Here is a 15573-nt window from a genome sequence, read left to right as displayed (position 1 = left end):
CTGGCCGCCGGCCGGACCCGCCTACGCTTATCGGGCCCCGGCGCTGGCCACCTGGGAACTGCGTCCGCCGATGTGCCGGGCGAAGAACTTCTCGAGCTCGCTGTAGAGTTCGATGCGGTTCTCCTCCTTGCGGAAACCGTGTCCTTCCCTGTTCTTGAGCATCGTCTTGTAGTCGATTTCCGTTCCCCTCAGCTTGCGCACCAGCGGCACGTACTGCGTATCGTGCGGCACTCTCGGATCGCGCTTCCCGTGCACCACGTAAAGCGGCACCTTGATCTTGTCGAGATGATTGATGGGCGAGGTCGCCAACAGCCGTTCGCGGTCCGCCCTGCGGTCGCCGATGGCGCGCTTGCCCCAGGCCTGAATGAAGTTGCCGTTGCGGAACCGGTGGTGGTAGTCCAGCAGCGCTATGAGGTCGACGACGCCGACATAGTTGACGGCACACTGATAAAGGTCCGGCGTCTTGGTTATTCCGGCCATCGTGGCGTAACCGCCGTAGCTGCCGCCGTAGATGCAGACCCGGTCCGGGTCGGCGATGCCCTGCTCGATCGCCCACAGCACGCCGTCGGTGATGTCGTCCTGCATCTCCAGGCCCCACTTCTGCCAGGCGATATCCAGGAACCGCTGACCGTAACCTCCGGAGCCGCGGTAGTTGATCTGCATCACGGCATAACCGCGGTTGGCCAGGAACTGCGTCTCACTGTTGTGCCCCCAGAAATCCCGGATGCCGTAGGGACCGCCGTGCGGATTGATGATCAGCGGAAGATCCCGCGCCTCGCTGCCGGCCGGGACGGTCAAATACGCGTGGATCGTCTCCCCGTCGCGGGCCTCGTAGCGCACCGGCGTCATTTCGCTCATGTCGTCCGGCTCGATCCACGGACGGGGCCGCGCGAAGAATTCGAGCGTGCCCGCCGACTTGTCGTACAGATAGAAAGTTCCTGGGTCGCGGTCGCTTCCCGAGTAGATGATCGCCCGGTTCTCGTCGTCGCTCATGCTGCCGATGCTGTTCGCCTTGCCGGGGAAGGCGCCGTCGATGGTGGCTTGAAGCGCCGCGAATTCCTCGTCCAGCATGACCTTTTCCGGCAGCTCGTATTGCCAGGAAACCCACAGCGGCCGATGGTCCTTGGGAGAGAGTCGCAGGCCGGTCAGGTCCGATCGGTCATCGGCGAGGATCAGCTCGCCCAACTGGCCGGTCTCGGGATCGAAAGTGTAGATTGCCGAGGTGTCGCGGCCCTCGTTGGTCGATACGTAGAGGGTCCTGTTGTCCGCCGCGAAAGCCAGCGGCGCGAAGACCGGCCCGTCGAAATAGTGCGTGGAGTGTACGATCTTCCAGTCGCTGTCCGGCGTTGCCCGGTAGTACAGGTTCTGCTTCAGCAGTTCCCCTTCCCTCAGCGCCCGGCCGGTGGCGTCGGGATGCCCCACGGCGATGCGCACGTTGCCGTCCCAGTCCACTCCGTAACCCTGGAAATGCCCGGGATTGGTCTCGATCCGCGACATTCTTCCCGTGTACACGTTCAGCCGGAACACATCGGGATAGAACTTGTTGCGCTCGTTGTTCGTCACCAGCACGTGCTCGGGATCGTGATCCAGCCGGCTGAGCAATCGGGTGTTGGTGGGGAAGAGCACGATGCCGGTAGAGCCTTCGACAAGTGTCTGCGGGTTGGTGCCGTCGCGGTTCACGGCGAACCACGAAAACGACTCGTTGCCGGCCGAGTCCAGGCCGAAAATCAGCCGTTCGTCGTTGGCCCAGAAGAAAAACGCGACGTCCTGGTTGGCTCGGTCCCTGGCCTTGCTCTCGAAGCTCGTCAGGCGCGCGGCGGCCTTGTCGGACAAGCGCATGGTGAAAAGGTTGCGACGGCCTTCGTACGGCCCCAGCGCCGCCAGCCATTCGCCGTTCGGCGACAGCCGCAACGAGGCGAACTCCGAATTCCTGAAGAAGTCGCTGACTGGATACTGTTTTGCCTGTTGCGCCTGGGCGCCGCTTCCGAGCAGAAAAATCGCAAGGAACAGGCCGCTTCTGATTGTTGCCTTCATGAACCGCTCCCGTATGTAGTCTTATCGTCGGCGCGCGTTCCGGCGCCTTTCGTTTGTTTTCGTGATTCTAACGCCTCTGCCCGCTCAATGGGCGCTGCCCCTTCGCGCCGGGCATGGTCTGAAGAATTCCTTCGGCAGAAAAAGAAAGGCCGCCGGCGCGGGGGGTGCCGGCGGCCCGTTGAATTGTAACGGATCGGTTACCGGTTTGGAAGCGGTAACCGATCCGTATTGCGATCAGAAGAAGTGGCGGTAACTCACGTACGGAACGCGCCCGTCCAGACTGTACAGGTCGTATACGGCAGGACGCGGAGACGCGAAGCTGTCGAGCTCCGGATCCTCGTCGGTGACGTTCAGAACGCCGATGGTGACGCGGCCGTCCCACGGCGTGGTCCACCGGTAGATCAGGTCGTACTCCGTGTGCGAGGGCGCCTCGAATCCGGCGTCGGGGCGTATGTAGCCCGCGATGTGGCGCGCATACGCGGAAACCGTATGGTCGGTGTAGTTCCAGCGCACCAGCACCTGGGCCTGGTACTTGGGCCTGGCGCCGTCGCCCAAGCCCTCGCCCAAGGTGTTATTCCACTCCGTGGCCGTGCGTGTCAGGGAGCGGTAGCGTAGCAACCGGGCTCCGAAAATGCCGAACGTGAAATCGCCGGCCGTCGCCGTTTCGAGATCGTAGCGCAACTGCACGTCCAGTCCGCCGATTTCCTGTTTGAAGGTGTTACCCCAGCCGGCTTCGGCTTCCAGCAAGAGGCCGGTGTCCGGATCGCGCTTCAGCACATTGCCCGGTGAGCACTCGATAATTTCCGCACGCGTTCCAGTGTTGATCGTGTTAACGATTTCTCCCGTGGCCCGACACCCCCCCAGCAGTTCCGTTTCGATCAGGTTCTGCAGGCTGCCCAGGCCGATGCCGTCTTCGAGATTCAGGTTCCAGAAATCCACTCTGGCGGAAAACGGTTCCCAGTCCACCACGGCGCCGATGTTGTAGCTGTCCGACAGTTCCGGCGCCAGCAGCGGGTTGCCCCCGGTAAATGTCGGATACTGCTGCTCGACGCAAAACTCCGGGGCAATGCCCGCGCGCTGGCATTCCACCAGGTCGGTACCGCCCTCGAAGCTGACCGATCGGGCGCCATACAGGTTGTTCATGTTGGCCGCCCTGAAGCCTTCACCCCATGAAGCGCGGAACAGCAGCCAGTCGGTGGGCTGGTAGCGCGCCGAGAGATAGAGGCTGGTTTCGTTGCCGGCCGAATCGTCGTAGGAGTCGTAGCGACCCGCCGCACTGACCTCCAGGCTGTTCCAAAGCGGGACAAGAACTTCCGCGAAGCCCGCCTTCACGACCCGTTCGCCCTCACCGCTGTTGCCGGCGCTGCCGATCAGGTCGCCGCCGGCGCTCAACGGATCGTAGATGTCGTAGAACTGCTCGTCGATGTAATCGAAGCCGACGGCCCAGCCGATCGGACCGCCCGGGGCGTTAAGGAAGTCGAAGCTGACGTTTCCGCTGTAGGTGCGGAAGTCCGCGCGTATATCACGGTTCGCATTTGCGGTAATGGCATCGTAGGCGCTGGCATTGTCGGCGCTTAAAGGATCAAACGGGTTGTACAGCCCCTGGGAAACGTATTGGGACGTGGTAAACCTCTTCGCATAACAGCAACTGTCCTCGCGGCCATCGTAACGGGTGTGGCGCGCTTCGAACTCGTAATCGAACATGCCCACCGTCCCGTACGCCAGGACCGCATTCTCGAACAGGGTGTTGGTGGACATGAAGTCGCGATTACCCAGGCCTACGAAGCGATGAACCAGACCGTAGGGCAGAGCTTCGGGATATGGAACGTCAAAATCAAACGCCTGTTTCAATCCCTCGGCCGCGGCGGGTGGAACGAGGAAAAAGCCCACGGCGGGGGCGTAGCGCCCGTGGTTGTTCACGGTGCTGAACATGGATTGCAGGCGCACGGCATGGTCCGGGTTCAACTCATAGTCCGCGTGCAGAAATGCACTGGTGCGCTTGAGATCCGCCGTTTCCCAGGAAAACGCGGTGTAATCGAAACCGCAGTAGGTCTGGCCATTGGCCGCCAGGTAGGGACCCAGCAGCAGGCGTTCGCCGTCCTGATCCACCACCTGTTCGCAATTGGGCGCCGCCACGCGGGGGCTCCAAACCGTGTTGCCCCAACCGCTCACGTTGTTCGTGTTCTCCCAGGCATACCAGGTGGCCTCAAAAGGCGGCTCCTCAAATACCCTGTTTCCTATGGAATATGGGAAAGAAATGGTTCCCGCGTCATAGCCGCTATCACCCTTCGTATAGAAACGGTCCGCCGCCGCGATGTGGCCCTTGTTGCGGAAGTCTGCGGTGAACAGGAAGCGGCCGCGGTTGGTGCTGCCGCCGATCGTGATCACGCCGGCGTCCGAGTCCGCTCCCTCGCGCGTCGGACGCTGCAGCGACGTGCCCACTTCCAGGCCGTCATAGTCCTTGCGGAGAATCACGTTGATCACGCCGCCGATCGCGTCCGAACCGTAAATCGCCGAAGCGCTGTCCGTCAGGATCTCGATGCGGTCCACCGCGGAAAGCGGAATGATGTTGAGATCGTTGGCCTGGTTGGCAGTGACCGGCGAACGTGGCGCACGGCGCCCATCCAGCAGCACAAGGCTGCGGGTGGAGCCGATGCCGTGCAGGTCGATGGTGGCTTGTCCCACAAACGAATTGCCGGACACCTCGCGCGACGAGCCGAAGGTGTTGATCGGACTGTTGCGGAGCACGTCCGCCACCGATTCCTGACCGCTCAACTCAATCTCTTCGCGTGTGATGACGACGACGGGGCGGGCTTCCTCCAGGTCTATGCGCTTGATGCGCGATCCCGTGACTACCTGCCGTCCGAGTTCCAGTTGATCCTCGTCTTCGTCGCCCTCCTCCTGGGCCATGGCCATGGGCGAGACGGCGAAGGCCGTGATTGCGCCGGTGAAAAGTACCGAACGCACTGCTCTCTCCAGAGCATTACTCTCAGGTTTCATCTCTTGTCCCCTCACTGGTGATTGCGCGGGCGGGTGTGGTACCCACACCGCACGGTCGCATTGATGGAAACGGGTAAACCTAGCCGTTTAACCGTATCCGTATGGTGTGGCACTTTATCACAAGCAAGGCCGCCGAACGCAGGAATGACGGCGGAACGGCCGTTTTGAGGCAAACAATGGAGACGGGTCATCAGACACCTAAAAGAACAATAACGAAATCTCATATTCGTTGAAACATGTCGTTTAATCAGTATTCGTAAGCTTTCAAATTAGATATTTATTTCATTGCCTATGCAGAATGGCGTCGCCGCGCGACTTTCATGATCTTGTCCGGGCGGGCGCTAGGGGCCGAAAATAGCCGCTGTGACCAACCGGCAAAGTGCCTTACCATGAGCGTGTCGACGCCGGAACCGTAGACGCTTGCGGGAACCCGGGCGGTGAGAGCAACAAGAGGGGGGACATCATGAGGTCATTTCGCTGGATGCCGCTGATCGCGGCCTTGGCGCTGACTCAAGGCCTGCAGGCGCAGCAGGACGAGGCGGACGACGAAACCGGCGAGGCCTACATCGAGGAGGAGGCGATGGATGAAATCGTCGTGACCGGTTCGCGAATCCGGCGCGACGAGTTCTCGACGGCCGCGCCGGTCCAGATCATCGACGGGCAGGTTTCCCGGGAACTGGGCCTGATCGACACGGCGTCGCTGCTGCAGAGCGCCACCCAGGCGACCGGCACGCAGATCGACAGCACCTTTACCGCCTTCGTCCTGGACAACGGTCCGGGCGCCGCCCAGGTCAATCTTCGCGGCCTGGGCGCGGAGCGCGTGCTGCTCCTGCTCAACAGCCGGCGGCTGGCACCGGGCGGGGTCGGCGGCGCGCCGACTTCACCGGACCTCTCGACGATACCCAACGTGATGATCGACCGGATCGAGTTTCTGCTGGACGGCGCGTCGTCCATCTACGGATCGGATGCCGTGTCGGGCGTGGCCAACGTGATCATGAGAAAGGACTTCGAGGGTCTGGAATTCGAGGCGGAACTGGTAGAGACCGACGCCACGGGAGGCTCGGAACAGACCCTGGGGATTGCCTGGGGCAGGACCGCCGACAACTGGACCTTTGGAGTCGCCGGCGAATACTACAGACGCCAGCGGGTCCGCTTGCGCGACCGGGCCTATACCGAGCGCTGCGACCGCTACTTCTACGAGGACGAGAACGGCAATCCGCTGAGCAACCTGCTGGGCCTGGTGCCCGGGACGACATTGAGCCCCTGCCGGTTGGGGACCATCAACCGGGTGTTCGTGCCGGTCGGCTTCGGCAACATCTGGTACACGCCGGGCGAAACGAACATCGGTATTCCCAACTTCTCCGAAACCGAGGTTCCGGTTGGCTTCGCAAGGTTCAATCCGGCGGCCATCGTGCCGATCGACCAGGACGGCGACGACGTTCCCGACACCGGCCTCGTCGATCCGGACCGCAACGGAATGTCGGAGATCGACCTGCAGACGGACGCCTGGAACTACAACGGTTCGGAACGCGACCGCGCCGGCGACCTCATTCCGGGCTCCGAACGCATCAATTTCTACGCCTACGGCGAGCATGATCTGGGCAATGCCAGCAATTCGCAGGCGTATTTCGAGGTGCTGTACGCCAACCGGAAGACGGTGGTTTTCTCGCCCGGCGCGCAGATCTTCCCCGACGTGCCGCCCGACAATCCTTTCAACCCCTGCAACCAGTTCCAGCCCAACGGGGCGAACTGCCTGGGCTTTTTCGGCTTCAACTTCGGGAATTTCGAGGTAACGCCGATCCTTGCCGTGCGCGGGGACCGGGACAACAACGACGTGGAAATCTCGCAGATCCGCGCCGTGGCAGGGCTGCGCGGCGATCTGCCGGGCTGGCGCAACGACTCGGGGTTCGGCAACTGGGGCTACGACTTCTATTTCAGCCACTCGGCGTCGGAAGGCACCGATTTCCAGACCGGTATCCTGGAGCCTGAACTGACCTTCTCGCTGGAAACTTCGGTCATGGACCCCGTCACCGGCGATATCACCTGCGGCAACGGGCAGCCCTGCGTGCCCGTGAACATGTTCGCCGGTTCGCTGTATCAACCCGGTGGGGGCGACTTCGCCACGCCGGCGGAGCGCGACTTCGTGTTCGGCGTTCGCACCTTCGATACCAAGATCTACCAGTCGATATTCAGCGGCATACTGCAGGGCGACCTGGCGTTGTTACCGTGGAACAACACGCCGGTCCCCCTGGTGTTGGGCCTCGAGTACCGGGAGGACGAAATCAATTCCGTTCCCAACGATGTGGCCCGCGAAGGACTCCTGATCGCCTTCTTCAAGGATGGCGGAGCGGTGGGCAAGCGTGACATCACCGAGCTGTTCCTGGAAACCGAACTTCAGCTGCTCGAAGGCGCGAGCCTTGCCGAGGAACTTTCGCTGAACCTGGCGCTGCGCTGGACGGAAGAGAGCACCTACGGGAGCGACACCACATACAGCGCCAAGACCATATATACGCCGGTAACCGGCATAAGCTTCCGCGGGACCTACGGCACGTCGTTCCGCGCGCCGAACACGCACGAGCAGTTCCTGGCCGGCACGTCCGGCTTCGCCACCATTTTCGACCCCTGCGTGGTGCCGATCGCGGCCCGGACCGAGTCGCTGAACCCCAATGAACCGGCCACCTACAATCCCGAGGACGACCGGCGCGAGCAGGACACGCTCGACAACTGCCGGGCTCAGGGCGTCGACCCGACCATGCTCGGGCTGGACGGATTCAACACCACTTATTCCGTGGAGCGTATTCGCCGGGGCGGCCAGCAGGTTCAGCTTGACATCGACCCGGAAACTTCCACCTCCCATACCTACGGCGTGGTCCTGGATCAGCCGTTTTCGGAGTCCTTCATCCTGCGCGCCGGCGTGACCTATTACGACGTGCACGTGGAAGATACGATCAGCCTGCTGGGCACCGGTTTCATCGTCAACGACTGCTATGTCGAGAGCCCCGATAACACGAGCGCCTTCTGCCGTTTCATCAGGCGGGGCGCCAACGGCCTGATCGACGAGGTGGACGCCAGCTTCATCAACATCAACGCCATTACCTCCAGGGGTATCGACTACAACCTGTATTTCCAGCGCGACTTCGTGGTCTTCGACCGGAACCTGAACGTGGAACTGGACCTGCGGGTCACGCGTCTGCTGGAGAACAAATTCATTTTCCGGGACGATGAGGAAGACGACGCCGGCACTCCGGTGGCGCCGGAGTGGGAAGGCACGGCTCTGCTGTTCGCGAGCTACGGGGATTTCCGCCTGAACTGGCGGGCCAACTACATCCATGGAGAGCACGACGATCCCGGCGAGTTTTTCGAAGGCGCGCCCTGCGACACGCTGGCCGTCCTGTGCCGGCCCATCGCGAGGACCGACTCCTATTGGACGCACACCGCGTCGGTTACGTGGGAGCCGCGCGACTGGTCGATCACGCTCGGAGTGGTCAACCTTTTCGACAAGGAGCCTCCCCTTATGGACCCCGGTGCGCCGGAAGTCCAGTTGAACAACATTCCGCTGGGGGCGGGTTACGACCTGCTGGGCAGGCGCGCCTTCCTGTCGCTGGCCAGGCGGTTCTAGCCGGGCCCGGATGAACCGGTTTCTTCCGCTCGTGTGCGTTGCGCTGCCTCTTTGGAGCGCGGCGCAGGAGCAGCAGGGCCTGAGCGGGTTCGAGGCGTTCGCCCAGGAACCCGCCATGAGCTCCGCGGCGGTTTCTCCCGACGGCGGGCACCTGGCCACGCTGCAGCGCTTCGCGAAGGACGGGAAGCAGTTCCTGCTGGTCTACGAACTGGCCGACATGGCGAAGAGGCCCGTTACGCTGGGTTCCGACAGGATGGACATCGTTTCCGCCGCCTGGGCCAACGACGAGCGGCTGATCGTACGTTTCCGCCAGGACGTGGAAACGCTGCAGCGTCTCGGCGCGGATACGCGCCAGGTGAGCAAGCTGGCCACGGTGGACAGGCAGGGCAGGCGATGGCTGGAAATCCCGCGCAGGCGGGCCGACCGGCGGCGCGAAACGGCGAGGACCATGCAGGAATTCGCAGGCGCGGCGATCTTCGACCTGTTGCCCAGGGACGACGATCACATCCTGATCACCTACGACGACGATCAGAACCGGGTGGCGGACATCTTTCGCGTCAATGTCGAAACGGGTTCGGCGCAGCGCGTGGGCAGAAACAGCAACCGGATCTCGATCACGTACATGGACGATGACGGCGACCCCAGGCTGGCCAACCGTTTCGACGAGGGCGAGGAGGCCATAATCGAGCTGGCGCGCCTGAAGGGCGAGACGGACTGGATCGAGATCGGCCGGACCCAGGCGAACGTGGACAGCGTGAGCAGCATCTTCGAGGCCTTCCGCCTCGCGGGCCCGCCGTCGAGCAACGAGTTCTACGTCCGCTCCAATCACGAGACGGATACCGTGGCGATCTACACCTTCGACCTTGAAACGCGCGAGTTCGGCGAAATGCAGTTCATGCACCCGCAATACGACGCGACCGGCGTACGCACCCGCCTCGACGAAGACAGGAACGACGTGATCATCGGTTTCACCTACACGGGCAGGGCCGGCGATGTCTATCTCGTGGATCCGGACGAGAAGGCGCTCTACGACGCGCTCGGCGCGATCCTTCCGGACACGCACAACCGTATCGTGTCGCGCTCACACGATGGCAAAACGATGGTCATTCGCGCCGAAGGCCCCAAAACGCCGCCGTCCTGGTACTTGCTCAGGGACGGCCGGCTGGACCTGCTGGGCCGCTCGATGCCGTTTCTGACCGAGGACATGCTGGCCGAAGTCGAATGGACGCGCTACGAGGCGCGCGACGGGCTGGAGATTCCGGCGCTGGTGACCGTACCTCGCGGCGACGGGCCTTTTCCGCTGGTCGTTCTGCCGCACGGCGGGCCGGTGGCGAGGGATTACTGGGGCTTCGACGTGTGGGCGCAGTTGCTGGCCTACCACGGTTATCTGGTGATCCAGCCGCAATTCCGGATCTCGGAGGGGTTCGGGCGCAAGCACATGGAGGCCGGCTATGCGCGCTGGGGTCACGAGATGCAGGATGATCTCGAGGACGCAATCGACTACCTGGCCGATCGGGGGCTGGGCGACGCCGACCGCGCCGCCATTTTCGGCTGGAGCTACGGAGGCTACGCGGCTTTCGTGGGCTCGTTCAGGGATCCGAACCCGTTTCATTGTGCGATCGCCGGTGCGGGCGTCGCCGACCTTCCGTATTTTCGGGCCTGGCTGGCCGATTCGGGGACCCTGGCGGAAAAAGCCTATCGCCCCACGGTGGACGGCCTGAACCCGCTTGAGCACGTGGACAGCGTCGATGTCCCCATCCTGGTGATCCACGGCGACATCGACGAACGCGTGCCGGTGGCCGAGAGCCGAAAGTTTGTTGCCGGGCTCAGGGAATACGGCAAGCGCCACAAGTACATCGAACTCGAGGGCGCCAACCACTTCTTCGGCACGATCTATTACCGCCACTACATGGAAATGTATCCGGCCATGATCGACTGGCTGGACAACACCTGCGACCTCAAGGCAATGCCGGCTAGTCGGTAACCGCCCGTACGTTGATTTCGACCAGCAGCCCGGGATACGCAAGCGCCGAGACCCCGATGACCATCGATGCCGGTTTGTGCCCGGCGGGGAAGAAGTCGCGCACGTCCTGGTACACGGGGTTGGGGTCCACGTTTTCCAGGTCCACGATGTAAATCTGGATTTCGACCACGTCCTCGCGCGTGGCGCCTGCCGCCTTCAGCGCGCGGTCGATATTGGCCCAGGTCAGGCGCGACTGCTCGGCCAGGCTCTCGGGAAAGCTGTCGTCGGGGTAGATTCCGGCCTTGCCCCCCAGGTAGATGAAGCGCCCCGGGTTCTTGGCTATCACCACCTGCGAGTAGCCGTCGGGCTGCGAAAGCCCTTCCGGATTGAAGCGCTCGATCTCGGTGGCCGCCGCTACCGGCAGGGCGAATACCAGGCCGGCGAGCGGGAGTGTTCTGCTGTTGTAGGTCATGCTTTGTTCTCCTGATTGTCGGGTCGAAAGGCGCCGACTTGAACCGCCGGACCGTGCCTATTTTCGGTCAATTGTCCGCCGGACTGCGGCTACGGCCTGAAGTCGGCGCAGGACTATAATTTTCGGAAAGCCCCAGGTCTTTCCGCAATGCTCCAGGCCTTTACGAAGATGCAAGCCGCCGGCAACGACTTTATGGTCGTGATCGGGCGGTCGCTACCGGCGCCGTCACGGCAACGGATACGTGCGCTGGCGGACCGTCGCCGGGGTGTGGGTTTCGACCAGCTTCTGTGGGTGGACGAGCCCGGAAACGGCGTCGACGCGGTCGGGTACCGGGTATTCAATGCCGATGGCGGGGAGGCCGGCCAATGCGGCAACGGAGCCTTGTGCATCGCCGCCCTGGTGGCCGATCGCCGGCCGGCCGGCGGAGAAATCTTCCTGAAGTCCCGAGGCGGTGAGGTACGCGCAAGGTTCGTGGGGGAGGATTCGGTCAGTTGCTCGCTTGGCAGTCCCGAATGGAACCCGGAGCGCGTCCCTTTTGCCGCCGGCGGGCAGGAGTCGTCATATGGGATTGCGGTCGATGGAGAGAACTGGCAGGTCGAGGTGCTTTCCCTGGGCAACCCGCACGCGGTCATTGCCGTAGCCGATGCCGCCGCTGCTCCTGTTGCGCGCCTGGGTGCCGGCCTGTCTGTGCATGAGCGATTTCCGCGCGGCTGCAATGTGGGCTTTGCCGAGACGCTTGGCGAGCAGGAACTGAAGCTGCGCGTGTACGAGCGAGGCGTGGGCGAAACTCCCGCCTGCGGCACGGGCGCGTGTGCGGCGGCGGTAGCAGGCATTTTTCGGGGCCGGGTGCGTTCTCCCGTCAAAGTGGCAATGCCCGGCGGCGATTTGCAGGTCGATTGGGCCGGAGGCAGCGAACCGGTCTGGCTTACCGGGCAGATCGATTGCGTTTTCGAGGGCCGGGTGGAGTTATGAGCCCGCCCCGCAAGGCGAATCGCGGCACCGGCCTCAGCCCGAAGAGCGTGGCCGCTTATCTCAGGGACAATCCGGACTTTTTCGAGCGTCATGCCGACTTGCTGCTGGAACTGAGCGTGCCGCACGACGGCGGCGCCGGGGCCGTGTCGCTGGTCGAACGCCAGATCGAGTTGCTGCGGCGGCGCAACGAGGAAATGCGCCGAACGCTCGAAGAGTACGTAGCCAACGGCCGCGCCAGCGATGAACTTGCCGGCAAGCTGAACCGGCTCGTAACCAAGCTGCTGGCCTGCCCCGACCCAGGCGAGAGATTGCGCGCATTGCCAGGGAATCTGCGGGAGATTTTTTCGCTGGATTTCGTTCGCCTGTTGCTGTTCGACACGGCGCCCGGCGACTATGCCGAAGTGCCGGGCCTTTCGGCGACGCCGCGCGAAAACCTGATGACCGAGGGCCTGAGCGCGGTCCTGAAGGCCAACGCGCCGCGCTGCGGCCGCTACAGTTCGGAGCAGCGCGAATTCCTGTTCGGTGCGGACGCCGGCGAAGTGGCGTCGGTGGCGCTCGCCCCGTTGGGGCATCGCGGCAAGCTGGGCCTGCTGGCCCTCGGCAGCCGCGACCCCGATCACTATCACCGCGCCATGAGTACCGAGTTCCTGGGCCGCGTCAGCGCCATCGTGGCGGCGGCGGTATCGCCGGAAAGCGCCTGATGCGGGTCGGGGCGCAACGGCAGGTTGACGCGTTCCTGCACCACATCCGATTCGAACGGCGACTGTCGGAACACACGGTCAGCGCCTATCGCCGAGACCTCGCGGCGCTTGGCGAGTATTGCGCCGAGCGCAATCTCGCAGACTGGTCCGGGCTGTCCACAGGCGATCTGCGCCGTTTCGCCGCGGGCGCCCATCGCCGCGGGCTTGCGCCGCGCACCGTGCAGCGCCGCCTGGCCGGAGCACGGAGCTTCTTCAACTACCTGGAGAGCGAAGGCGCGATAAGCCGCAATCCGGCGCGCGGGGTCAAGGCCCCAAGGCCGCCGCGCAGTCTTCCGCAAACCCTGGACCTCGACCAGGTCACGCGGCTTCTCGACATCCCGGACCGCGACACGGTTGCCTGCCGCGATCGCGCGATGCTGGAACTGATTTACTCCTCCGGATTGCGGCTGGCCGAATTGGCCGGCCTGGACCTGGGGGGCGTGGACGTGCGCGAGGGCCTGATCCGCGTCACCGGCAAGGGCCGCAAGACCCGCATCCTGCCGGTGGGCCGCAAGGCGATCGATGCGCTGAAGGCTTGGCTGCCCCGCCGCGGCGAGCTGGCGGCGGCCGGGGAGAATGCACTGTTCGTGGGCGTTCGCGGCCGGCGAATCAGCTCCAGCAGCGTCCAGGCGCGACTCGATTACTGGGCCCGGCACGCGGGCCTGCCCGGGCGTGTGTACCCGCATATGCTTCGCCACAGTTTCGCCACGCACATGCTGGAGTCGTCCGGCGACCTGCGCGCGGTGCAGGAATTGTTGGGTCATGCCGATATATCGACGACGCAGGTGTACACCCACCTGGACTTCCAGCACCTGTCGAGGGTGTACGATCGCGCCCACCCCCGAGCCCGGCGCAAGGCGTCGACAAAGTCATGAACTCTCCGGACCACACGAAAAGCCCCGCGGCGGACAAAAGGGTCCGCTCCACGACCATACTCTGCGTTCGCAGGAACGATACGGTCGCCATGGGCGGAGACGGACAGGTAAGCCTCGGCGATACCGTCCTCAAGGGCAATGCACGGAAGATTCGCCGGCTGGCCGACGACTCGGTGCTGGCGGGATTCGCCGGCGGCACGGCCGATGCCTTCACCCTGTTCGAGCTGTTCGAAGGCAAGCTCACGCAATACGGAAACCTCACCCGGGCTACCGTCGAACTGGCCAAGGACTGGCGCACCGACCGCCGTCTGCGCCGGCTTGAGGCCATGCTGTGCGTGGCTGACCGGCAGCAAACGCTGCTGGTGTCGGGCTCGGGCGACGTGGTGGAACCCGAGGACGGGCTGCTGGCGCTCGGTTCCGGCGGCGGATACGCGCGTGCCGCGGCGCGGGCGCTGCTGGCGGAAACCGAACTGGGCGCCGAGGAAGTGGTCCGCCGCTCGCTCGAGATCGCGGCGGAAATCTGCGTCTACACGAATTCGGAAATCGTCATCGACACGCTCAAGAGCGAAGCATGACCCAGATGACGCCCAGGGAAATTGTCGAGGAACTCGACAAGCACGTGATCGGCCAGCACGAGGCCAAGCGGGCCGTGGCCATCGCGCTCAGAAACCGGTGGCGGCGAATGCAGCTCGACGACGAGCTGCGCCGGGAGATCACGCCGAAGAACATCCTGATGATGGGCCCCACCGGCGTCGGCAAGACCGAGATCGCCCGCCGCCTGTCACACCTCGCGCGCGCCCCCTTCATCAAGGTCGAGGCCACCAAGTTCACCGAGGTGGGTTACGTGGGGCGCGAAGTGGACAGCATCGTGCGCGACCTCACCGACACGGCCGTCAAGATGGTGCGCGAGGCGGAAATGGACCGGGTCCGCCATCGCGCCCGCGAAAGCGCCGAGCGGCGGGTCCTCGACGCCCTGATGCGGCTCGCGGCGAGCGCGGGCCCGGCCTCCAGGATGCCGATCAGCGGCGACGAGCGGGAACTGAAGGCGGCGCTCAGGCGCGGCGACCTCGACGGCGAGGAGGTGGAGATGGAACTGCAGCTCGCGCCGGTGGGTGTGGAAATCATGGCGCCGCCCGGCATGGAGGAGATGACCAGCCAGTTGCAGAACATGTTTCAGTCGCTCGGGAACCAGCGCTCCCGAACCCGCAAGCTGAAGGTAAAGGACGCGATGCGCCTGCTTACCGAGGAAGCCGCGGCTTCGATGGTGGACCAGGAGGAACTGAAGTCGCAGGCGCTGGAAGCGGTGGAGCAGAACGGCATTGTGTTCATCGACGAAATGGACAAGGTATGCCGCCGGGCGGAGGCCCTGGGCGCGGACGTGTCGCGGGAGGGCGTGCAGCGGGACCTCTTGCCCCTGGTGGAAGGCTGCGCCGTCACCACCAAGTACGGCGTGGTCCGCACCGACCATATCCTGTTCATCGCGTCGGGCGCATTCCAGGCGGTCAAGCCTTCGGACCTGATCCCGGAACTGCAGGGCCGGTTTCCGATACGTGTGGAATTGGGCGCACTCGGGATCGAGGAGTTCGAGCGCATCCTCACCGAGCCGGACGCCTCGCTTACCGAGCAATACACGGCGCTGCTCGGCACCGAGCAGGTTTCCCTGAGTTTCGAGGCGGACGCGGTGCACCGAATTGCCGAGATCGCCTGCTCGGTCAACGACAGCACGGAGAATATCGGGGCGCGCCGCCTGCAGACCGTCCTGGAGCGGCTGCTGGAATCGATTTCCTTCGACGCGGCCGACCGGGGCGGGCAAACGCTGAAGGTGGATGCGGCATACGTCGACGAGCATCTCGGAAAGCTGGCGGAGGACGAGGACTTCCGCCGCTACATACTCTGAA

10 protein-coding genes are annotated in these 15573 nt (G+C 63.8%); 7 read left to right on the top strand and 3 right to left on the bottom strand.

Annotation, left to right across the window (positions count from 1 at the left end; translation table 11 throughout):
• Positions 1–27 precede the first annotated feature (27 nt).
• Together F4036_09000 and F4036_08995 are read right to left on the bottom strand one after the other, a co-directional pair.
• A complete protein-coding gene (locus F4036_09000) occupies positions 28–2034 on the bottom strand; it encodes a S9 family peptidase (GenBank protein ID MYK37874.1) in 2007 nt (668 codons plus the stop codon).
• Positions 2035–2268: 234 nt separating this feature from the next.
• Positions 2269–5034 (bottom strand): TonB-dependent receptor, encoded by a 2766-nt coding sequence (locus F4036_08995; protein MYK37873.1) that lies wholly within the window; start codon positions 5032–5034, stop codon positions 2269–2271.
• Positions 5035–5497: 463 nt separating this feature from the next.
• Between F4036_08995 and F4036_08990 the strand changes: the two genes are divergently transcribed.
• Together F4036_08990 and F4036_08985 are read left to right on the top strand one after the other, a co-directional pair.
• Positions 5498–8653 carry a TonB-dependent receptor gene (locus F4036_08990; protein ID MYK37872.1) on the top strand — a complete coding sequence of 1052 codons (3156 nt, stop codon included), beginning with the start codon at positions 5498–5500 and terminating at the stop codon, positions 8651–8653.
• Positions 8654–8663: 10 nt separating this feature from the next.
• Positions 8664–10637: a S9 family peptidase gene (locus F4036_08985; GenBank protein MYK37871.1), complete on the top strand. Its 1974-nt coding sequence runs from the start codon at positions 8664–8666 to the stop codon at positions 10635–10637.
• On the opposite strand, the gene F4036_08980 is transcribed toward F4036_08985, so the two are convergent.
• On the bottom strand, positions 10627–11088 hold the full coding sequence (locus F4036_08980) for a RidA family protein (protein ID MYK37870.1): 462 nt from the start codon (positions 11086–11088) through the stop codon (positions 10627–10629). The two genes, F4036_08985 and F4036_08980, sit on opposite strands and share 11 nt — an antisense overlap.
• A gap of 147 nt (positions 11089–11235) precedes the next feature.
• On the opposite strand from F4036_08980, the gene dapF reads away from it, so the two are divergent.
• Genes dapF through hslU form a run of 5 tightly spaced genes read left to right on the top strand, consistent with a single transcriptional unit; the run spans position 11236 to position 15572 of the window.
• Positions 11236–12060, top strand: a complete 825-nt coding sequence (gene dapF, locus F4036_08975) for a diaminopimelate epimerase (GenBank protein ID MYK37869.1) — start codon at positions 11236–11238, stop codon at positions 12058–12060.
• Positions 12057–12761, top strand: a complete 705-nt coding sequence (locus F4036_08970; GenBank protein ID MYK37868.1) for a DUF484 family protein — start codon at positions 12057–12059, stop codon at positions 12759–12761. The genes dapF and F4036_08970 overlap by 4 nt, the downstream gene beginning before the upstream one ends.
• Entirely contained in the window at positions 12761–13675 is a 915-nt protein-coding gene (xerC, locus tag F4036_08965; protein ID MYK37867.1) for a tyrosine recombinase XerC, read from the top strand. Before F4036_08970 ends, xerC begins: the two co-directional genes overlap by 1 nt.
• On the top strand, positions 13672–14250 hold the full coding sequence (gene hslV, locus F4036_08960) for an ATP-dependent protease subunit HslV (protein ID MYK37866.1): 579 nt from the start codon (positions 13672–13674) through the stop codon (positions 14248–14250). The genes xerC and hslV overlap by 4 nt, the downstream gene beginning before the upstream one ends.
• A complete protein-coding gene (gene hslU / locus F4036_08955; protein MYK37865.1) occupies positions 14247–15572 on the top strand; it encodes an ATP-dependent protease ATPase subunit HslU in 1326 nt (441 codons plus the stop codon). Before hslV ends, hslU begins: the two co-directional genes overlap by 4 nt.
• Position 15573: the final 1 nt, after the last annotated feature.

The organism is Gammaproteobacteria bacterium (assembly GCA_009845905.1).
Lineage (GTDB): Bacteria > Pseudomonadota > Gammaproteobacteria > Steroidobacterales > Foliamicaceae > Foliamicus.
Note: the sequence above shows the minus strand (reverse complement) of the source record. Positions and strands in the feature narration are given on the sequence as shown.

Excerpts from the sequence above, each read along its gene's own strand:
- F4036_08985 (MYK37871.1), top strand. The coding sequence starts at position 8,664 with ATGAACCGGTTTCTTCCGCTCGTGTGCGTTGCGCTGCCTCTTTGGAGC.
- hslV (MYK37866.1), top strand. The coding sequence starts at position 13,672 with ATGAACTCTCCGGACCACACGAAAAGCCCCGCGGCGGACAAAAGGGTC.
- F4036_08990 (MYK37872.1), top strand. The coding sequence starts at position 5,498 with ATGAGGTCATTTCGCTGGATGCCGCTGATCGCGGCCTTGGCGCTGACT.
- F4036_08995 (MYK37873.1), bottom strand. The coding sequence starts at position 5,034 with ATGAAACCTGAGAGTAATGCTCTGGAGAGAGCAGTGCGTTCGGTACTT.
- xerC (MYK37867.1), top strand. The coding sequence starts at position 12,761 with ATGCGGGTCGGGGCGCAACGGCAGGTTGACGCGTTCCTGCACCACATC.
- F4036_08970 (MYK37868.1), top strand. The coding sequence starts at position 12,057 with ATGAGCCCGCCCCGCAAGGCGAATCGCGGCACCGGCCTCAGCCCGAAG.
- hslU (MYK37865.1), top strand. The coding sequence starts at position 14,247 with ATGACCCAGATGACGCCCAGGGAAATTGTCGAGGAACTCGACAAGCAC.
- dapF (MYK37869.1), top strand. The coding sequence starts at position 11,236 with ATGCTCCAGGCCTTTACGAAGATGCAAGCCGCCGGCAACGACTTTATG.
- F4036_09000 (MYK37874.1), bottom strand. The coding sequence starts at position 2,034 with ATGAAGGCAACAATCAGAAGCGGCCTGTTCCTTGCGATTTTTCTGCTC.
- F4036_08980 (MYK37870.1), bottom strand. The coding sequence starts at position 11,088 with ATGACCTACAACAGCAGAACACTCCCGCTCGCCGGCCTGGTATTCGCC.